The sequence below is a fragment of the Anaerotruncus sp. genome, from assembly GCF_057433415.1.
In genome coordinates this window covers 1-20383 of sequence record NZ_DBMDHH010000038.1, presented here as the reverse complement: position 1 = coordinate 20383, position 20383 = coordinate 1, and the positions used below count along the sequence as shown (strand labels likewise).

17 protein-coding genes are annotated in these 20383 nt (G+C 61.1%); 9 read left to right on the top strand and 8 right to left on the bottom strand.

The window, feature by feature from the left end; genetic code table 11:
• Positions 1 to 68 precede the first annotated feature (68 nt).
• The gene (gene galU, locus ACZO3G_RS10615; protein ID WP_172439150.1) at positions 69 to 941 is read left to right on the top strand and encodes a UTP--glucose-1-phosphate uridylyltransferase GalU; all 873 of its coding nucleotides are present in this window, start codon (positions 69 to 71) and stop codon (positions 939 to 941) included.
• Between the two features lie 52 nt (positions 942 to 993).
• Here the strand turns inward: galU and ACZO3G_RS10610 are convergent, their stop codons facing one another.
• A complete protein-coding gene (locus ACZO3G_RS10610; RefSeq protein ID WP_101549130.1) occupies positions 994 to 1638 on the bottom strand; it encodes a GNAT family N-acetyltransferase in 645 nt (214 codons plus the stop codon).
• Positions 1639 to 1986: 348 nt separating this feature from the next.
• On the bottom strand, positions 1987 to 2754 hold the full coding sequence (locus tag ACZO3G_RS10605) for a TatD family hydrolase (protein WP_276872462.1): 768 nt from the start codon (positions 2752 to 2754) through the stop codon (positions 1987 to 1989).
• An 89-nt stretch (positions 2755 to 2843) separates the two neighbouring features.
• On the opposite strand from ACZO3G_RS10605, the gene ACZO3G_RS10600 reads away from it, so the two are divergent.
• A complete protein-coding gene (locus tag ACZO3G_RS10600) occupies positions 2844 to 3434 on the top strand; it encodes a hypothetical protein (protein WP_276872463.1) in 591 nt (196 codons plus the stop codon).
• 264 nt (positions 3435 to 3698) lie between these two features.
• Here the strand turns inward: ACZO3G_RS10600 and metG are convergent, their stop codons facing one another.
• Together metG and ACZO3G_RS10590 are read right to left on the bottom strand one after the other, a co-directional pair.
• Positions 3699 to 5675 (bottom strand): methionine--tRNA ligase, encoded by a 1977-nt coding sequence (gene metG / locus ACZO3G_RS10595; protein ID WP_276872464.1) that lies wholly within the window; start codon positions 5673 to 5675, stop codon positions 3699 to 3701.
• Positions 5676 to 5823: 148 nt separating this feature from the next.
• On the bottom strand, positions 5824 to 6975 hold the full coding sequence (locus ACZO3G_RS10590) for a sensor histidine kinase (protein ID WP_276872465.1): 1152 nt from the start codon (positions 6973 to 6975) through the stop codon (positions 5824 to 5826).
• Between the two features lie 321 nt (positions 6976 to 7296).
• Here ACZO3G_RS10590 and gap point away from each other — a divergent pair, with 321 nt between their 5' ends.
• On the top strand, positions 7297 to 8307 hold the full coding sequence (gene gap, locus ACZO3G_RS10585; RefSeq protein ID WP_101549142.1) for a type I glyceraldehyde-3-phosphate dehydrogenase: 1011 nt from the start codon (positions 7297 to 7299) through the stop codon (positions 8305 to 8307).
• Positions 8308 to 8673: 366 nt separating this feature from the next.
• Here the strand turns inward: gap and ACZO3G_RS10580 are convergent, their stop codons facing one another.
• Positions 8674 to 8880 carry a hypothetical protein gene (locus ACZO3G_RS10580; protein WP_101549144.1) on the bottom strand — a complete coding sequence of 69 codons (207 nt, stop codon included), beginning with the start codon at positions 8878 to 8880 and terminating at the stop codon, positions 8674 to 8676.
• 124 nt (positions 8881 to 9004) lie between these two features.
• On the opposite strand from ACZO3G_RS10580, the gene ACZO3G_RS10575 reads away from it, so the two are divergent.
• From ACZO3G_RS10575 to ACZO3G_RS10550, 6 genes are all read left to right on the top strand, one after another.
• Positions 9005 to 9229, top strand: coding sequence for a helix-turn-helix domain-containing protein (locus ACZO3G_RS10575; RefSeq protein WP_276872466.1), 225 nt, complete (start codon positions 9005 to 9007; stop codon positions 9227 to 9229).
• Positions 9230 to 9952: 723 nt separating this feature from the next.
• Positions 9953 to 11968: a 1,4-alpha-glucan branching protein GlgB gene (gene glgB / locus ACZO3G_RS10570; RefSeq protein WP_277138767.1), complete on the top strand. Its 2016-nt coding sequence runs from the start codon at positions 9953 to 9955 to the stop codon at positions 11966 to 11968.
• Between the two features lie 24 nt (positions 11969 to 11992).
• Positions 11993 to 13204, top strand: coding sequence for a glucose-1-phosphate adenylyltransferase (locus ACZO3G_RS10565; protein ID WP_101549150.1), 1212 nt, complete (start codon positions 11993 to 11995; stop codon positions 13202 to 13204).
• 4 nt (positions 13205 to 13208) lie between these two features.
• On the top strand, positions 13209 to 14336 hold the full coding sequence (glgD, locus tag ACZO3G_RS10560) for a glucose-1-phosphate adenylyltransferase subunit GlgD (protein WP_101549152.1): 1128 nt from the start codon (positions 13209 to 13211) through the stop codon (positions 14334 to 14336).
• Positions 14337 to 14422: 86 nt separating this feature from the next.
• Positions 14423 to 15859, top strand: a complete 1437-nt coding sequence (gene glgA, locus ACZO3G_RS10555; protein WP_101549154.1) for a glycogen synthase GlgA — start codon at positions 14423 to 14425, stop codon at positions 15857 to 15859.
• Positions 15860 to 15996: 137 nt separating this feature from the next.
• Positions 15997 to 16179, top strand: coding sequence for a hypothetical protein (locus tag ACZO3G_RS10550; RefSeq protein WP_101549156.1), 183 nt, complete (start codon positions 15997 to 15999; stop codon positions 16177 to 16179).
• 256 nt (positions 16180 to 16435) lie between these two features.
• Here the strand turns inward: ACZO3G_RS10550 and prmC are convergent, their stop codons facing one another.
• The 3 genes from prmC to ACZO3G_RS10535 all read right to left on the bottom strand — a co-directional run bounded on the left by prmC (position 16436) and on the right by ACZO3G_RS10535 (position 20182).
• Positions 16436 to 17260, bottom strand: coding sequence for a peptide chain release factor N(5)-glutamine methyltransferase (gene prmC, locus ACZO3G_RS10545; RefSeq protein WP_172439153.1), 825 nt, complete (start codon positions 17258 to 17260; stop codon positions 16436 to 16438).
• A gap of 472 nt (positions 17261 to 17732) precedes the next feature.
• Positions 17733 to 18674, bottom strand: coding sequence for a DUF1385 domain-containing protein (locus tag ACZO3G_RS10540; RefSeq protein ID WP_101549160.1), 942 nt, complete (start codon positions 18672 to 18674; stop codon positions 17733 to 17735).
• A gap of 101 nt (positions 18675 to 18775) precedes the next feature.
• Positions 18776 to 20182 (bottom strand): sensor histidine kinase, encoded by a 1407-nt coding sequence (locus ACZO3G_RS10535; protein ID WP_101549162.1) that lies wholly within the window; start codon positions 20180 to 20182, stop codon positions 18776 to 18778.
• Between the last annotated feature and the right edge of the window lie 201 nt (positions 20183 to 20383).

The following is a 20383-nucleotide window of genomic DNA, read 5'->3' as shown; positions in this document are numbered from 1 at the left end:
ACCTGTGGAAAAATAAACCGCGCGCTTCGGCGCAAACTAAGACGGAATAACGGCAAGGAGCGATGAAGATGAAAATCCGCAAGGCAGTGATTCCGGCCGCGGGGCTGGGGACGAGGGTGCTTCCGGCGACGAAGGCGATGCCCAAGGAGATGCTGGCGATCGTGGACAAGCCCGCGATCCAGTATATCGTGGAGGAGGCCGCCAAAAGCGGCATCGAGGACATCTGCATCATCCTCAGCCGGGGCAAGCACGTGGTGGAGGACCACTTCGACCGCTCCCCCGAGCTGGAGGACCACCTGCTCAAAAAGGGCAAGCGGGAGGTCTACGACGAGGTGGTGGGCATCTCTCAGCTCGCAAACATCACCTATGTGCGCCAGCAGGAGGCCAAGGGGCTGGGCAGCGCGGTGCTCTGCGCGAAGCCGTTCGTGGGGGAGGAGCCGTTCGCGGTGCTCTATGGAGACGACGTCATTATGGGGAAGGACCCCGTCTGCCGCCAGCTGATCGAGCAGTACGAGCGCCACGGGCTCGGCTGCCTCGGAATGAAGGAGGTGCCCTTCGACCAGGTGACGCGCTACTCCTCCCTCAAGGTGGACCCGCTCAGCGGGAACGTCTACCGGGTGAGCGACATGGTCGAAAAACCGCAGACCCCCGAGCAGGCGTTCTCCAACTTTTCCATCCTCGGGCGCTGCATCCTGCCGCCCGGCATCTTTCAGATCCTCGAGTCGCTGCCGGTGGGCGCGGGCGGGGAATACCAGCTCACCGACGCGATGAAGGTGCTCGCGCGGGAGGAGGGGATGATCGGCGTGGATTTCGTCGGCACCCGGTACGACATGGGCAACAAGCTGGGCATCATGCAGGCGGCGGTCGAGACGGCGGTGAACCACCCCGAGATCGGCCGGGAATTCCGGGACTACCTGCGCGAATTCGTCCGCACGCTGTAAAAGGGCAAAAAAAGAACCGCCGGAAGGCGGTTCTTTTTCATTGGTTTTCCTTTCACGCGGCCGCATGGCCCGGACGGACCATACAGAACTGCTTGAGGGAAAAGTGCTTCTGAACGACCTCGAAGAGGCGGAAGCCGTAGTGCTCATACATTTTGACGTTCTTCTCGTTGTGGGTCTCGAGCGAAACGAGCAGGTCGTTTTCGTCGGCGTAATCCTGGATGGCGCGCATCAGTCTGGTTGCGACGCCCCTGCCGCGCATCGACGGGCGCACCGCGAAGTAGACGACGTGCATGCGGCGGTCGGAACCGATGTCGCCGGTCCACACCGAGTTGAGGTAATCCTTGCCTTTGAGGAAGTTCCAGAAGGTCCGCAGCGAATGGTCGTCGCGGATGAGGCACGCGCCCGTCTTGAGCGCGTAGTACAGCTCGATGGCGTAGTATTTGAGCGGGTTATAGGGCTCGGTTTCGTCCGAGACCACGATGATGCCGTTTAGATCGGCGCTGTCGGCGTACACCTCGCAATTTTCAAACAGTTCGTCCAGGTCGCAGCTAAAAAGTTCCGGCAGAAGTTTTTGGCGTTTGTCCTTTTGCGGGATCAGTTGCAGGTAAAGAGGGTCCTTCGCGAAGCACTCGGTCAAAAGCTGGTTCAGCTTCGGCGCGTCCTCTTTTTCCACGCGGTATAATCGGTCGGTTTTCAAGATTCACTCACCTTTAAATTTTGTTGATTGGTACAAATAGGCACAACATATTTTGGTGAGTATGGCTAGGTCATAGTTCCACCCCTAAGCGTTTTGTTTGCCGGATGGAACTGCGTCCCTGGATGCTCTGATTATAGCACTTTGCACAAGGAACCCGCAAACGGATTGTGGCGCGCGGGAGCGTCCTAAGCCGCGCCGGGGCGCGGCCTCGGCCCCCGGGAAGGGTGCGGTCTCTGTTTTTCACGCGATTTCTCGCGGTTTCTCCGGCGCGCGCGTCGGGACCGGCGTGGGTTGGGCCGGTGAGGTTCCGTCCGCTTGGCGGCGGAATTTCGCCTCGCCCGCCGCCCGTCAGTCGAGCTGGTAGACGCTGCGCGCGTTCTGGCAGGTGATGTCGAGCAGCTCCTGCGCGGAGATCCCCTTGATCGCGGCGAGCCGCTCGGCGGTGTGGGGAATGAGCGACGAGTCGCACCGCCTGCCGCGGAAGGGCTCGGGGGTCATGTAGGGGCAGTCGGTCTCGACGAGCAGCCGGTCGAGCGGCACGGCGGCGGCCGCCTCGGCGGGCTTTTTCGCGTTTTTGAAGGTGACCGCCCCGCCGAACGCGAGATACATGCCGAGCTTCAAAATCTCCCCTGCCATCTCCGCGCTGCCCGAGAAGCAGTGCAGGATCCCCTTGGGGCGGTATTTCCTCAGCAGCGCGAGGGTGTCGGCGTGCGCCTCCCGGTCGTGGATGATGACCGGCATACCGAGGTCGTTGGCCAGCCCGAGCTGCGCCTCGAAGACCTGCTGCTGCACGTCGCGCGGAGAGAAATCGTAGTGGTAGTCGAGCCCGATCTCCCCGACCGCGACGACCTTGGGGTCGCGCGCGTAACCGGCGATGGCGTCGAGGTCGCCCGGCGCGAAGGAGCCCGCCTCGTGCGGATGCACCCCCGCCGCGCAGTAGAAATAATCATACGCGCGGGCGAGCGCGAGCCCGGAGGCGGAGGTTTTCATGTCGCTCGCGGCGTTGACCACCGCGACGACTCCCTTGGCGGGCAGCGCATCGAGCAGCGCTTCGCGGTCCCCGTCGAACCGCTCGTCGTCGTAGTGGGCGTGGGTATCGAAGATATTCTGGTACATGGCGCACCTCACAGAAAAAATATACTACTACGAAATACTTGACTAATAAAAAATATCGTAGTACAGTGAAAGCGAAGGAGGGGATTCCATTGAAGTTGATCGACGTCTATCTCGGCAGGCATGGGAAAAAGCGATACGACGTCTTCAAGGAGACGGGGCTCAGCCAGCAGACGCTCGCGAGCGCCAACGGGAAACCCGCCGCGGCGCTGACCGGAAGGATCCTCCAGGCGATCGGCCGGACGGTCGGGGAGACGCCGGGGCGCGTGCTGGATGAAATGCTGATGATCGAACAGGAGGGGCTTGTGATGACCGTGACGACTAAGGAAGAACTGCTCGAGGCGCTCAAGCGCGCCGCCGACCGCATCGACGTGGAGGGCGGTCTGCGCACCGAGGTCCTCAGGCTTGCGAAGAAGAACTTTATGGCCTCCTATACCGGCGTGACGCCGGGGTCGATCTACATGATGGAGCCGGGAACGCCCTACGTGCAGATCGTGGAAAACGCGATCAAGCGGGCGGTATGGTTCTTCATGGGCGTGGACGAGGAGGAGAAGGCGAACCTCGAAATCTCCGAACGGATGCGCCTTTATAACCTGCACGTCGAGGAGCTTCCGGACGGACACACCGGGATCCGGCTGGTGCAGCGCCAGCTCGAGTACCTCGACGGGAAGGGGAACCTCTGAAAAGGACGGCTGATGCAAAGGCCCTTTGCATCAGCCGTCATTCTTTTTTTCTTGAAAAAAGAACCAAAAAATCGCTTCTCAGGATGGGGTGTTCCGCGCCTGCGGGCGCGTCAAGGGGCTCCGCCCCTTGACCCCGCCGCCTTTTTGGAAAAGGCGGGCGAAAACTTTGATTCCACGGGGCGCGTGGGCGGCGGCGAGTAGTACTCGCCTGAACCAAAAGTTTTGAAGGGGTCCAGGGGAACCTTTTTCAAAAGTTTCCCCTGGCTACCGGACCACCGAACCGCAGGGGACGGACTCGTCGACAAAGATGACCTTCACGTCGTTTTCGCCCGCGTCGGCGGCGAGGATCATGCCGTTGGATTCGACGCCGCGCAGCTTGGCGGGCTTGAGGTTCGCGACGACGATCACCTTTTTTCCGGTGAGCGCCTCCGGCTCGTACCACGGATGGATGCCCGACACGACCTGGCGGGGCGTGCCGCTGCCGTCGTCGAGGGTGAGCTTCAAGAGCTTATCCGCCTTGGGCACCGGCTCGCAGGCGGTCACCTGCGCGACGCGCAGCCGCACCTTCGCGAAGTCGTCGATCGTGATGAGCGAGGCGACCCCCTCCAGCTGCTCCGCCTTGGCGGCGGGCTTCTTTTCCGCAGCGGCGGCCTTTTCCATGGCGGCGGCGCGCGCCTTTTCGAGCGCCTCGAGCTCCTTGGCCACGTCGATGCGCGGGAAGAGGCCCTCGCCCTTTTTGACCGTCACGCCGGCGGGCAGCAGGCCCCACGTCCCGGCGGACTCGTAGGTGGTGATGCCGCCGGCCGCGCCGATCTGCGCGAAAATCCTGGGCGAGGTGGCGGGCATGAAGGGCGCGAGCAGGATGCCCGCGATGCGCACGCATTCCAGCAGGTTATAGAGCACCGTGGCAAGGCGGGGCCGGTTGGCCTCCTCCTTGGCGAGCACCCAGGGGGCGGTCTCGTCGATGTATTTGTTGGTGCGGGAGATGAGCTTGAAGACCTCGATCAGCGCGTTCTGGAAGGCGTACTGTTCCATCTGCGCCTCGTAGCGGTCCTTGAGCCCGCGCGCGATCGAGATGATCTCCTCGTCGACCGGCTCGGATTTCCGCTCCGCCGGCAGGGTGCCGCCGAAGTATTTCTCCGCCATCGCCACCGAGCGGGAGACAAGGTTCCCCAAATCGTTGGCGAGGTCGGCGTTGATGCGGGTGATGAGCCCCTCGTTGGAGAAGAGGCCGTCCGAGCCGAAGGGAAACTCGCGCAGCAGGAAATAGCGGATGGCGTCGACGCCGTACCGCTCGACGAGCACGACGGGGTCGACGACGTTGCCCTTGGACTTGCTCATCTTTCCGCCCTCGAGCAGCAGCCAGCCGTGGCCGAACACCTTTTTGGGCAGCGGCAGGTCGAGCGCCATGAGCATGGCGGGCCAGATGATCGTGTGGAAGCGCATGATCTCCTTGCCGACGAAATGCACGTCGGCGGGCCAGAACTTTTCAAACTCGTGATACTTGTCGTTGCCGTAGCCGAGCGCGGTGATGTAGTTGGTCAGCGCGTCGACCCACACGTAGACGACGTGGCCGGGGTCGAAGGTGACGGGGATGCCCCATGAGAAGGAGGTGCGGGAGACGCACAGATCCTCGAGGCCGGGCTTGATAAAGTTGTTGACCATCTCGTTGAGGCGGCTCTGCGGCTCCATGAAGTGGGGGTTTTCCTCGTAGAGCCTGATGAGGCGGTCCTGGAAGGCGGAGAGCTTGAAGAAGTAGGCCTCCTCCTCCGCGTCGATGACCTCGCGGCCGCAGTCGGGGCATTTGCCGTCCTTCAGCTGGCTCTCGGTCCAGAAGGACTCGCAGGGCGTGCAGTATTTGCCCTTGTAGGAGCCCTTGTAGATGTAGCCCTTGTCGTAGAGGTCCTTGAAAATCTTCTGCACCGATTCCACATGGTAGTCGTCGGTGGTGCGGATGAACCGGTCGTTGGAGATGTTGAGGAGCTTCCACAGCTCCTTGATGCCGGCGACCACCCTGTCGACATACTGCTGCGGGGTCACGCCCGCAGCCTTCGCCTTTTCCTCGATCTTCTGGCCGTGCTCGTCGGTGCCGGTCAGGAACATGACATCAAACCCCTGCATACGCTTGTAGCGCGCCATGACGTCCGTCGCGACGGTGCAGTAGCTGTGTCCGATGTGCAGCTTGTCCGACGGATAGTAGATGGGGGTGGTGATGTAAAATGTCTTTCCTGTTCCATTCATGATGTGGAACCTCCTTGCATGAGTTTGGTGTCGTCAATGTAATGATATAGTATACCACGAATTGGGTAAAATGAACAGGGGCTGTGGAAAGTTTTTGCCGCCGGAGCGCGCCCCGGCGGCAAAAAAGGAACCGCCCGCGGGCGGTTCCTTAGAGGGGACAGTCGATGCTGTCGCTGAGCGCGACGCGCAGGGGGGAAAAACGGTCGGAGAGGTAATCCGCGGCCTCGCAGAAAACGGCGGGCGGCACGCTCTCGTCGTCCTCCACGGGCAGGGTGAACACGACGGTGGTTCCCTTCCCGGGCGTGGAGGTGAGCGCGATGGTGCCGCCGATGGCGGCGATGGAATCTCGGGCGATCGTCAGGCCGAGGCCGTTGCCCGAGAAGGGCCGCCCCCCGTGGTCGTAGGAGAAGTACGGCTCAAAGACGCGCGGCTGCACGTCGGGCGGAATCCCGAGCCCGCGGTCGGCGACCGAGACGCTGAGCATCCCCCGCTTGAAGCGCACCCGGACGGCGATCTGGTTGCCGGGGCGGGTGTAGCGGCAGGAATTCGAGAGGATGTTGAGCAGGGCCGCGGACACCTTCTGGGTGTCGCAGGCGGCGGGCAGCATCCCCTCGGGGATGTCCGCGGAGAGCGGGATGCCGGTCGGCTCGATTAAGTCGGCGGCCGCCGAAAAGAGCTCGCGCAGGTAGTGGAAGAGGTCGACCCGCCGGGTCCGCACGGGCGAAAACCCATAGGTGAGGCGGGTGTAATCGGAAATCCACTCGCTGCTGCGCAGCAGCCGGAAGGCGCTCTGGTTGATGGCGGCGAGGTAATCGGGCATGCGCTCGCGGTCCTTTTCGGACGAGCCGGGCCCGCAGTTGCGGGAGAGGAGGGTGAGCATCGAAAAGATGACGGTCAGCGGCGCGCGGTACTGGTTGCCGAAGGAGGAGAGCGTGCGCGACATCCCCTCGGGTCGCATGCCGGAGCCCTGCTCGGCGCCGGAGGCCGGCTGGATGAGATAGCGGCCGCTCCCGTCGGGCAGGGCGCAGATGACGGTCGGCCGCTCTGCGAACAGGTGGTTGGGGCCGGCGGTGGTGAAGGAACCGCACCGGTCGATCTCCGCGCGGACGACCTCGGGGTCGTAGCCGTGCAGCAGCAGCTGCGCGCCGTCCGGCAGGGCCAGGGCGGGCATTTCCCGGGAGCCGGCGGCGCTGCACCAGACGAGACGAAAATCATGGTCCATCACGGCGGCGGGCTGGCCGGAGGCGTCCAGGAGCCCGGTCAGCTGGTCGAAAAAAGAGTCTGTTCGGGGATCGTCCAAAGGCGCACCTCCTCGCTGCGGAACTGCACTTATCATTTGGGAAGGACCGCGGAAATATTCGGATTCCAAATATTGCATGAAGGCCCGGGAACAGGGAAAACAGGGACCTTTCGACACAAATCGACAGAAAATTACGCTTCAATTATAGTATATGAGGGTGTGATTTTCAATAGGAGTTGGGCGTTTTCAATAAAAAGCAAAGTATAAATATCCCGGGTTTGAAGAAAATAAAAAAAATCGTTTAAAGTTTATCAAGGTTCTTGTAGTTTCCAGAGATTTGTATTATGATAAAGGTATCAAAAATACAGGAGGTTGTTTCCAATGGCAATTAAAGTTGGTATCAACGGTTTTGGCCGTATCGGCAGACTGGTTTTCCGCGCTGGACTGGACAATCCGAACATTGAATTCGTGGGCGTCAACGATCCGTTCATGACCCCTGACTATTGCGCTTACATGCTTCGCTATGACACGATCCATGGCCAGTACACGGGCGAAGTGAGCTACACCGACGACGCGATCATCGTCAACGGCAAGACTGTCAAGTTCTATGCCGAGCGGGAGCCCGCCAACATTCCGTGGGGCGCTTGCGGCGCCGAGTATGTGGTTGAGTCCACCGGCGTTTTCACCACCATGGACAAGGCTGAGGCCCACCTCAAGGCCGGCGCCAAAAAGGTCATCATCTCCGCGCCCTCCAAGGATGCGCCGATGTTTGTCATGGGCGTCAACCACGAGACCTACCAGCCGAGCATGGACATCGTCTCCAACGCTTCCTGCACCACCAACTGCCTGGCGCCTCTGGCGAAAGTCATCAACGACGAGTTCGGCATTGTCGACGGCCTGATGACCACCGTCCATTCCACCACCGGCACCCAGAAGACCGTTGACGGTCCTTCCAAGAAGGACTGGAGGGGCGGCCGCGCCGCTTCCGGCAACATCATCCCGTCTTCCACCGGCGCCGCCAAGGCTGTGGGCAAGGTCATCCCCGAGCTGAACGGCAAGCTCACCGGCATGGCGTTCCGCGTCCCGACGCTGGATGTCTCCGTCGTCGACCTGACCGTCAACCTCGCGAAGGCCGCCTCCTATGAGGAGATTTGCGCCGCGCTCAAGAAGGCTTCCGAGACCTCCCTCAAGGGCATCCTCGGCTACACCGAGGACGATGTGGTTTCGTCCGACTTCATCGGCGACGCCCGCACCTCCATCTTCGACAAGAAGGCCGGCATCGCGCTGACCGACAAGTTCGTCAAGCTGGTTTCCTGGTATGACAACGAGTGGGGCTACAGCAACAAGGTCCTCATGCTCATCCAGCACATGGCTACCGTTGATCATAAGTAATCGGTTTTTTGAAAGAGCCGCCCGCGAGGGCGGCTCTTTTGTTCATTTGCCGTGCTGCGCCCGGCGGCGGTTTTGGGTTTGCCGCGCCGCGCCCGGCGGAGCTTTCTTCGCGCCCCTCCGGGGCGCTTCAAATGTGCCGCCTGCGGCGGCATAAATTGCCGGGTCCCGCCCCGGCGGGCGGGTCCATTTCTTGATCGCCCAAGAAATGGACGAAAGAAGGGCGCTCAAGGGGACTTCCGCCAGTCCCCTTGAGAATCCCCCGGGAGTACCTTGCCATAACCCGCAGACTACCGCCGCTCCCCACGGGTACACTAGCTGAAGGCTCAATTCAGGTTGCGGCGCTCCCAACGGGGGACGGCGGGCGCGCTAATCCCTCTGGGGCTCGCTCGCGTGCAGCATTTCCTGCGAGCGGCGCCGCGCGTCCTCCAACAGGTCCATCGCCTGAACCGTCCGCGCCGCCGCGCTGTTCTTGATCTGTTCGCGCGTCTCGCCCTCCAGCGGCTTGCGCAGGATTTCCGCAATTTCGGATACCTTGCTGGACAGAAAATAATAAGCGAGCCTGTAATCTTCCATAAACCCACCTCGCAAATGCGTACATATTGTTCGCTTTGCGTACAATAATATAGCAATTGCGATCTAATGTCAAGCAGACTTTGGCGGCACACAAGCTTACAATAAATACATAGAGGTGAGTTGTGTGGGCGTGCATGCGGAGAAATTTCGTAAACTTGGGTTAAGTGTCGCGCATTATCGTAAGCTTGCGGGTTTCACGCAGGAAGAACTGGCCGACTTGGTCCATATTAGCCGGGGATATCTAAGCCATATTGAGGCACCCAATATTGAAATGTCGTTTTCGATTACAACGCTGTTTGATATCTGCGACGCATTGCATATTGAACCGAAAGTTCTTTTCGAGATCTGATTGCGGACACCTGTAAAGGTGTCCGTTTTTTATTTTGGGTGGTTTGTATTTGCCTTCTTTATGCACTCCGCTGGACGTGAGCGGCGGGGGGATTCTCAAGGGGGGCGAGCTTTGCGCCCCGTCTTCTTCAAGTGAGCCCCCCTTGAGCGCCCTTCTTTCGTCCATTTCTTGGGCGATCAAGAAATGGACCCGCCTGCCGGGGCGGGACCCGGCAATCCCCGCCGCCGGAGGCGGCACATCTAAAGCGCCCCGGAGGGGCGCGAAGAAAGCTCCGCCGGGCGCAGCGCGGCAAATCCAAAGCCGCCGGCGGGCGGGCCCCGGCAATCCCCGCCGCCGGAGGCGGCACATCTAAAGCGCCCCGGAGGGGCGCGAAGAAAGCTCCGCCGGGCGCAGCGCGGCAAATCCAAAACCGCCTGCCGGGGCGGGACCCGGCAATCCCCGCCGCTTGGAAAGCGGCAAATCAAAGAACATTTCCCACCACCATTTACATGCCAAAACGACACGAAATTCATGTTATAATAGAAACTCGCGGGTCTCTGACAGGACAAGGAGGGCCGCAACTGGAAAATATCGTTAGGCGAAAGAAACAGGAATGTGCACAAAATATGTGCATAATAGATAAAATGCTTAGAAAGTTTTCATTGTTTTTACGCGATATTTCACAAGAAATACTTGAAAGGCGCTCCAAAAACTGTTAAAATATAAAAAAGGGAGGTGAGGGCAATGGTTAAGCCAAAAAAAACAAAGTCGAAAGACAGCTTTCCATTGTATCTATTTCATCAGGGGACGAATTATAAGGCCTATGAATACTTAGGCGCCCATCCCTGCCGCAAGGATGAAGAAGATGGATACGTATTCCGCGTGTGGGCTCCCAACGCCGTGTCGGTATCGGTCGTTGGCGATTTCAACGACTGGGACCCGGATGCGAATCCGATGACGCTTCTGGAAGATCATGCGGTTTGGGAATGCATGATTTTTGGCCTCAAGCAATATGATTTATATAAGTTCTGCGTGAAGACCAAAGATGGACGCGCCCTGATGAAAGCGGATCCTTACGCCTTCCATGCCGAGACTCCGCCGGAGACGGCCTCCAAGCTGTACGACATCGAGGGCTACGAGTGGGACGACGGCGCGTGGTTCGCGAGCCGCCAGGGCTTCAACCCCTACCGCAGCCCGGTCAATATCTATGAGATGCACCTCGGCTCCTGGCGGCGCTACCCCGACGGCAACACCTACGACTACCGCAGGACCGTCGACGAGCTGGTCGAATACCTGGGCGACATGGGCTACAACTTCGTCGAGCTGATGCCGGTGATGGAGCACCCTTACGACGGTTCGTGGGGCTACCAGGTGACGAGCTATTTCGCGCCGACCTCGCGCTACGGCACCCCGCACGACTTCATGTACTTTGTGGACAGGTGCCACCAGGCGGGCATCGGCGTGATCATGGACTGGGTGCCCGCGCACTTCCCCAAGGACGCGCACGGCCTCTACGAGTTCGACGGCCAGCCGCTCTACGAATACCAGGACGTGCACAAGCGCGAGCACGCCCACTGGGGGACCCGCATCTTCGACTTCGGGCGCAACGAGGTCGTGAGCTTCCTTGCCTCGAGCGCGATGTTCTGGGTGGAGAAGTACCACATCGACGGCATCCGCGTCGACGCGGTGGCCTCGATGCTCTACCTCGATTACGGGCGCGAGGACTGGGAATGGCTGCCCAACGTCAACGGCGGCCGCGAAAACCTCGAGGCGGTGGCGTTCCTTCAGAAGATGAACACCGCCGTGCTCACCGAGCATCCCAGCGCGCTGATGATCGCGGAGGAGTCGACCGCGTGGCCGATGGTCACGAAGCCCGCCTATGTGGGCGGGCTCGGGTTCAATTTCAAGTGGAACATGGGCTGGATGAACGACATGATCGCCTATACGTCGCTCGACCCGATCTTCCGCAGCTACAACCACGACAAATTGACCTTCAGCCTCTTCTACGCCTTCTCGGAGAACTTCATCCTGCCGATCTCCCACGACGAGGTGGTGCACGGCAAGTGCTCGCTCATCAACAAGATGCCGGGCGACTACGCGATGAAATTCTCCGGTATGCGCACCTTCCTGGCCTACATGATGACCCATCCGGGCAAGAAGCTGCTCTTTATGGGCTGCGAGTTCGCGCAGTTCATCGAGTGGAACTACAAGCAGCAGCTCGACTGGATGCTGCTCGACTACGACTCCCACCGCCAGATGCAGCAGTTTGTGCGGGACCTCAACCACTTCTACCTCGCGCACGCCTGCCTGTGGCAGGTGGAGGACTCGTGGGACGGCTTCAACTGGCTGGCGCACGACGACCACGCCCGGAACATCATCGTCTTCCGACGCATCGACGACAACGGGGACGACCTTGTGGTGGTCTGCAACTTCGCGCCTGTGACGCGGGAGGACTACCGCATCGGGGTGCCCGACGCGACGAGCTATGACGAGGTCTTCAACACCGACGACGTGAAATACGGCGGCAGCGGCGTGGTGAACCGCGGCGCGATCCGGGTGAAGAACCAGCCGGACCACGACATGAAGCAGTCGATCACGATCACGGTGCCGCCGCTGGCGGCGGTCTTCCTCAAGGGCAGGCCGCGCAGGACGGAAAAGGCCGTCCGGGCGAAAACCACGGCCAAAAAGGCCGCGAAGGCCCCGGCCGGAAAGCCTGTTGTGAAGAAAGAGCGCAGGAAACCCCAAAAGCAGGGGACTTGAGCCATCAACAAAGGGGGTAACAACATGTTCAAGAAGGAATGGATTGCCATGCTGCTCGCCGGCGGGCAGGGCAGCAGGCTGTACACACTGACGCAGAACCTCGCCAAGCCGGCGGTTCCCTTCGGCGGCAAGTACAGGATCATTGATTTCCCGCTTTCCAACTGCATCAACTCGGGGATCGACACGGTGGGCGTGCTCACCCAGTACCAGCCGCTCGTGCTCAACGAGTACATCGGCAACGGCCAGCCGTGGGACCTCGACCGCGCCAACGGCGGCGTGTTCGTGCTGCCGCCCTACCAGAAGTCCTCCGGGTCCGACTGGTACACCGGCACGGCGAACGCCATCTACCAGAACATCAACTTCATCGACCGCTACGAGCCGGAATACGTCCTGCTCCTCTCGGGCGACCACATCTACAAGATGGACTATGAGAAGATGCTCGCCTACCACAAGGAGAAGAACGCCGACTGCACGATCGCGGTGCTTCAGGTCCCGATGGAGGAGGCCAGCCGGTTCGGCATCATGAACACATACCCGGACGGCACCATCTTCGAGTTCGAGGAGAAGCCGCCCCAGCCCAAGAGCAACCTCGCTTCGATGGGCATCTACATCTTCACCTGGGAGAAGCTGCGCAAATACCTCATCGAGGACGAGGCCGACCCGCTCTCCACCAAGGACTTCGGCAAGAACATCCTGCCGGCGATGCTGGGCGACGGGCAGAAGATGGTCGCCTATCCGTTCGAGGGCTACTGGAAGGACGTCGGCACGATCGACAGCCTGTGGGAGGCGAATATGGACCTGCTCGACCCGAAGGTCCCGCTCGACCTCTACGACGACAGCTGGAAGATCTATTCCCGCAACCCGGTCATGCCGCCGCACTACATCGCCAACGGCGCGGTGGTGCAGAACTCGATGGTCACCGAGGGCTGCACGATCGCGGGCAATGTCGACTTTTCCATCCTCTTCGCGGGCGTGACCGTCGAGGAGGGCGCGGTGGTGCGCGATTCGATCATCATGCCCGGCACGGTGATCAAAAAGGGCGCGGTCGTCGAATACGCGATCGTGGCGGAAAACTGCGTGATCGGGGAGGGGGCCGTGGTTGGCCAGAGGCCCGAGAACGCCGAGAACAGGGACAACTGGGGAATCGCCGTTGTCGGCAACGGCATCACAATCGGCGCAGGCGCGGTGGTAGCCCCCAAAGCGATGATCGACAAAGACGTTCAGGGGGTGCAATAAGGACATGAGAGAAAATAAAGTAATGGGGATTATTTTCTCCAATATGCACGACAGCATGCTCGGCGAGCTGACCGAGCGGCGCACGACCGGCTCGGTGCCCTACGGCGGGCGCTACCGCCTGATCGACTTCGTGCTCTCGAGCATGGTCAATTCCGACATCCAGGATATCGGGATCATCACCAAGCAGAACTACCAGTCGCTGATGGACCATGTGGGCGCGGGCCGCGCGTGGGACCTCGCCCGCAAGCGCGGGGGCCTCGTCATCCTGCCCCCCTTCGCGAGCAGCCAGGGCAGCGGCATCTACCGCGGCCGGCTCGAGGCGCTCCAGGGCGCGATGAGCTACATCAAGCACAACGACGCCAAATACGTGCTTCTCTGCGACAGCGACATCATCGCCAACATCGACATGCGCGAGATGATCAACGAGCACATCAAATCGGGCGCACAGATCTCGATGATGTTCAAGACCACCGAGGTCTCCGCCGAGAGCGCCCGCGACACCACGACCCTCGCCTACGACGAGGAGACAAAGGACGTCACCGACATCTCGGTGCGTCCCGACGTGCGCGGCACCCAGCATGTCTACATGAACGTCATGCTGCTGGAAAAGACGCTGCTTGAGCGGCTGGTCGGCGAGGGCAAGAGCCACGACCAGTATTCCCTCATCCGCCACGCCATCCAGCCGGCGGTCGGCAAGCTGGCCATCAAGGCCTACGAGTTCAGCGGGTACACCCACAAGATCTCGGGCATGAAGAGCTACTTTGCCGCCAACATGGAGCTGCTCGACCCGCGGGTGCGCGCCGAGCTCTTCCCGAACAAGCGCCCCGTCTTTACCAAGGTGCGCGACCAGGTGCCCGTCAAATACGGCCTGTCGGCGCGGGTGGGCAATTCGCTGATCGCCGACGGCTGCATCATCAACGGCGACGTGCAGAACTGCATCATCTTCCGCGGCGCCAAGATCGGGCGCAACGCGGTGCTCAAAAACTGCATCATCATGCAGGACACCTATGTCGGCGACAACGCCCATCTCGAGTACGTCATCACCGACAAGGATGTGCTCATCAAGGATTCCCGCGTGCTGATCGGATATGAGACCTATCCGACCTACATCGCCAAGGGGAACAGCATCTGACCGGAGGGCCATTCGTACAGGGGCGGCTGTGGCCGCCCCTGTCCTCACAGCAGACCGGCCATGCCGGCGAATACAGGAGGAAGAACATGAGGATTTTATATGTGGCGAGCGAGGCGACCCCGTTTATAGCGACCGGCGGGCTTGCCGACGTCGCGGGCTCCCTGCCGCGGGCGATCCGCAGCAAGCAGCACGCGTGCAGGGTCGTCGTCCCGCTCTACAGCTCGATCAAGCCCGAACTGCGGGAAAAGATGCAGTTCGTTTGCAGCTTTTACGTCCCGCTCGGCTGGCGCAACCAGTACTGCGGCGTCTTTGAAAGCAACTACAACGGCGTCAAGTACTACTTCCTCGACAACGAGTACTACTTCAAGCGGGACGGCGGCATCTACGGCTTCTACGACGACGCGGAGCGGTTCGCCTTTTTCTCCAAGGCCGTCTGCGAGATGATCCAGTACGTCGATTTCGACCCCGAAATCCTGCATTGCAACGACTGGCAGACCGCAATGACGCCCGTCTACCTCAACCTCTTCTACCGCCACCTTGACAAATACAAGAACATCAAGACGGTCTTCACCATCCACAACATCCAGTACCAGGGCAAATACGGCATGGAGATCGCGACCGACGTGCTGGGGCTGCCCTATTACGCCGCGCCCACCATGCTCTACGACGGATGCCTCAACATGATGAAGGCGGCCATCGAGGTGTGCGATTACGTCACGACGGTGAGCCCGACCTACGCCAAGGAGATTACCGACCCCTGGTTCGCCCACGGCCTCGACCGCCTGCTGCGCGCCAATCAGCACAAGTTGATGGGCATTTTGAACGGCATCGACACCCAGAGCTACAACCCCGGGGCCGACCCGGCGCTCTACGCAAATTACGGCCCCGAGACGATCGACCGCAAATACGTCAACAAGACCGAGCTGCAAAAGACCATGGGCCTCAAGCAGGATAAGGACACGATGCTGGTCGGCGTCGTGACGCGGTTCGTCGCGCACAAGGGCATCGACCTCATCCAGTATATCTATGAGGAGCTGATGAAACGGGAGCTCCAGGTGGTGGCGCTCGGCTCGGGCGACTACATCTTCGAGAGCTTCTTCCAGGAGATGCAGGCCAAATATCCCGGCAAAACGGCGGTGCGCATCGGATTCATCCCCGACCTCGCGCGCAAGATCTACGCGGGCGCGGACTGCTTTTTGATGCCCTCCAAGAGCGAGCCCTGCGGGCTTGCCCAGATGGTGTCCCTGCGCTACGGCACCCTGCCGATCGTGCGCGAGACGGGCGGCCTCAAGGATTCGATCACCGACATGGGGCTGAGCCTCGAGGGCAACGGCTTCACCTTCAAGACCTACAACGCGCACGACATGCTCGGCGCGATCGACCGGGCGGCGGGGCTGTATTACAACCGCGAGGTCTGGCCCAAGGCGGTCCAGAAGGCGATGACCTGCGACTTCTCGTGGGACCGCTCGGCGGGCGAGTACATCGATATGTACCACAGGATCCTGGGAGAGCTGGGCGGCTGATCAAAGAAAAATGCCGGGGCGGGTATCGAAGGATACCCGCCCCGGTTTTTCGCGCGTAAAATTTTGTGTACTTAGAATAAGTACGTTTTGCGGCCCGCCCGCCGCCGCCATGTTATGATAGCGAAGGGGGCGATAGGATGCCGTTGATGATCCAGGGCTGCAAAAAGGAGCGCTCGGTTTACAAAACGATCTATCTTCCGGAGCGTTTGGCCGACGCGGTTGATCGTATCGCGCTGCGGGAGAATGTCAGCTTTAACCGCGTCATCGTCTGTTTGGTCGAGTTTGGCGTGGAGGCTGCTTTGGCTACGGAGGATTGCTAGGCCCCGCCCGTGGGGACATGTCCTTGGGGGACTTTTTTTCTTGAAAAAAGTCCCCCAAACCCTTCAAAAAAGCGCCTGAAGCAGGGCCCGCGGGCCCGGGCTCAGGGCTCCGCCCTCGAAAAGGCCCGGCGTTTCTGACGAAACGCCGGGCCTTTTCTCACCCGCAACTTTTCACCGAGCCGCAGCGAGGCGCTTCGGAGGCCAACCGCCCGAAGGGCGGCTCTTGGGCCGGAGATAAAAAAGTTGACAAAACTTTTCATTTTAGGCCGGTTACCACGCGCGCGACGCCCGCGAGGTCGCGGCGGGTTTCCACCGCGTGGAAACCCGCGCCGCGCACCAGCGCCGCGACCGCTTCCGCCTGCGTGTACCCCACCTCGAGCGCCAGAAAGCCCCCCTCTTTGATCAGCGGACGGTAGACGTCCGGCAGCGCCCGGTAAAAATCCAGCCCGTCCCCGCCGCCGTAAAGCGCCATTTCCGGTTCGCGCTTTACCTGCGGCGGAAGCCCCGCCATCTCCTCCCGCGAAATGTACGGCGGGTTGGATACCACGCCGTCGAGCGGCGGCAGCGCGGGCGGCGCGAGCGCGTCGCAGAGCAGCGCCTCCACCGGCGCGCCGTTTCGTTCGATGTTTCGCGCGAGATAGGGGAACGCCGCCTCCGACAGCTCGAGCGCGTACACCCGCGCGTCCGGACGCATGTGCGCGATCGAGATTCCCACGCACCCGCTCCCGGCGCACAGGTCCGCGACGACCGGCGAAGGGGTCCCCTCCATCAGGCCGAGCGCGGTCTCCACCAGCGTCTCGGTGTCCGGCTGGGGGATGAGCACCCCCTCGCCCACAAAGAAGGGCAGCCCGAAAAATTCCCACTCGCCCAGCAGGTATTGGAGCGGTTCGCCCTCCGCGAGCTTTCGGCAGTGCGCGAAAAAGCGTTCCAGAGCCGGTGCCCCCGCTTGCCGCGCGTCCAGTCCCGGCGCGTATCGGGGGAGCCCGAATGCGCCCTCAAAGAGACAGGAGACCTCGAACGCGCGGTCGGTGCCCGGCCCCGCGAGCGCGAGCCCTTCGCGGTAGGCGTCGGCGAGCGTCATAAACTTCCCTTCCTTTCCAAAACGCGCCGGCGAATTTCGCCGGCGCGTTTTTGAGTTGTGGCGCGGTGGACGGGGCGGGGAGGCGGAAAATTGCGCGGCCCCGGCCGCGCACGCGCGCTTCGCGCGCGAACGCCCCTGCGGGGCGTTATTTTCCGCCGGGCGGCCCCGGCGAGCCTTCCGGTCGATGGATTTTCCCGGCACGGGCGGCGGCTGTGCTTGGGCCGCGCGGCCTGCCTGAACCAAAAGCTTTGAAGGGGGGCCGGGGGAAACTTTTTCGAAAGTTCCCCTCCGGTGCGGGGCGTTATTTTCCGCCGGGCGGCCCCGGCGAGCCTTCCGGTCGATGGGTTTTCCCGGCACGGACGGCGGCTGTGCTTGGGCCGCGCGGCCTGCCTGAACCAAAAGCTTTGAAGGGGGCAGGGGAAACTTTCTCGAAAGTTTCCCCTTGGAGGGATATCTATTAACGCTTCCAGCGTTAATAGATATCCTCGCCGTTCTCCGGAATGCAGGGGGTCATGGCGGCGATGGCGACCTCAAGCTGTGTGAGGTCGGGCTCGAAGGTGGTGAGCCGCTGGAGCCAGAGGCCGGGCGCGGAGAGCGCGCGGGTGAAGGGATTGTTGTGGCGCCCGGCATAGCGGATGATCTCGTAGGAGATGCCGATGACCACGGGCAGCAGCAGGATTTTCAGCGCGACGCGCATCCAGATATTGCTCCAGGTCACGACCGAAAAGACGAGGATGGAGATGACCAGCACGATCAGCAGGAAGCTGGTGCCGCAGCGGGGATGGAAGCGTACATATTTCTTCGCGTTTTCGGGGGTGAGCTCGTCGCCCGCCTCATAGCAGGCGATCGTCTTATGTTCCGCGCCGTGGTATTCGAACACCCGGTGGATGTCCGACATACGGGTGACGAGGAAGAGGTAGAGGATAAAGATGGCGATCTTTAGCAGCCCCTCGGTCAGGGTCATGGCGAAACCGGGAGCGTTGACGAAGTGGCCGAGGAATTTGATGACCGCCGCGGGAAGGAGCATGAAGAGGCCGACGCAGAGCACTGCCGCAAGGATGGTGACGACGGCGTTGAAGACCCACATGGCCTTGTCGCCGAGGTGCTCGTCGACCCAGCGGTCAAATTTGGAGGGTTCCTCCTCCTCGGCGAAGCCGGAGAGGTCGGCGGAACGCATGAGGCACTTGTAGCCCTGCCCGAGCATGCCGATAAAATTAAAGATGCCGCGGAGGATGGGGACCTTGTGGTACCACTTGTTTCCGCCGCTGTCCCAGGTCTCGGTAATAATTTCGCCGTTTTGCTGGCGAATCGCCATCGCGGAAATCCGCGGCCCCTTCATCATGACCCCTTCGATGAGGGCCTGTCCGCCGATGGACGTCTTTTTGATCTCTTTTTTACAGGAGTTTTCCGACAAATGATCAGCCCTTTCCAGACAGGCCGCTGTCCGCGGCCCGCCGCGCCGCCGGTCCCGGCGGCAAGTTCAGATAACATATTACCACGCCAATTGTGAATAAATCAACTCTTTCCCGTGGGCAGCAGGATCGTCACGCGGGTGCCGACATTTTCCTTGGAGGTGAGCTCCAGCGAGCCGCCGTGCATGGCGACGATCTCGTCCGCCACCGCAAGCCCGATTCCCGAGCCGCGGCGGGTGGAATTGGCCTTGAAGAACTTCTCCTTGACCTTGGGCAGATCCTGCTCGCGGATGCCGCAGCCGGTGTCCGCGACGGTGATGCGGATGTTGCCGTCCCGCATGTCGGCCTTGATGGTCACCGTGTCCCCACGGTCGGAGTACTTCAGCGCGTTGTCGATGATGTTGACGAACACCTGGCGCAGCCGGTTGCGGTCCCCCTCGATCGGGGCCACGAGGTCGGGCTCCTCGTAGATAAGGCGCTTTTCCTCATGCTTGGCGCGCTCCTCGAACATGAGCACCGCCTCGGAGAGCTCGGCGATCAGATCCATCTTATCCTTGACGAGCTTCATGCGGCCGCTCTGGATGCGGCTGAAATCGAGCAGCTCTTCCACCATCCCGGCGAGGCGTTCGGTTTCTCCGGTGATGACCCGCATCCCCTTGGATAGCATCTCCGGATCGACCTCGCCGCCCATGTCGGCGATCGTCTCCGCCCATCCCTTGATCGCGGTGAGCGGGGTGCGCAGCTCGTGGGAGACGGAGGAAATGAAATCGTTTTTCATCCGTTCACTCTGGGAGAGCTCCTCCGCCATGTAGTTGATCGTGTCGCAGAGTTCGCCGATTTCGTCGTCGTTGCGCTTGGCGAGCCGCGCGTTAAAATCGCCGTGAGCGATCTTGCGCGCGGTGACGCCCACCTCTCCCACCGGGTTGACGATCGAATTGATGAAGTAGGAGCCAGAGAAGATGACGAAGAAGATGATTGCCACGCAAACAAGGGTGAGGATTAGGATAAACAGGATGATCTGCTGATCCACAAGGTCGAGCGAAACGGCGAACCGCACCGCCGCGATCTGCTGGTCGACGACGGGGGAGGCGCGCGTGATCGCCATGATCTTTTCCCCGTTGATCACGCCGGTGAACCGCCCGACGCCGTCGGCGGCCTTCATCGCGTCGTCGAAATCGGGCATCTGGATGTTGCTGCCCGGCTCGAACCCGCTCGAGGTAAAGGTGACCTTTTTATCGATATCGACGGTCATCAGCTCCATGCGGTTGCGCTCCTGGAAGTTTTCCACGAGGCTGCGCACCTGCTCGGAGAAGACGGCCGAGCTGTCCTCGGCGTAGGCGTTGAGCTGCGATACGACGATGTTTGCCTGCGTCATGATCGCCGCCTGGACGTTGTTGTAATAGAAGGCGCGGATGCCGAACGCAAAGCCGATCTCCAGCGCGATCAGAATGACCAGAATGACGCCGAGGTTGTTAAAGAGCCAGCGTTTGGTAATTTTTTTGACAGCCACAGCGTCACCTCGCTTTCTGTTTGCCGCTCGGAGAGCGGCGGAGATTGTCGGTGGTCGACCGACGGCGGTTTTAGATTTGCCGCTCAGTGAGCGGTGGAGCTTGTCGGTAGTCGACCGACAGCGAGTTCCTTTCTTGCTTGCCCAAGAAAGGAACCAAAGAAGGGCACGAGGGGCTTAGGCGGCCTGCCCGGGCTGCGCCCG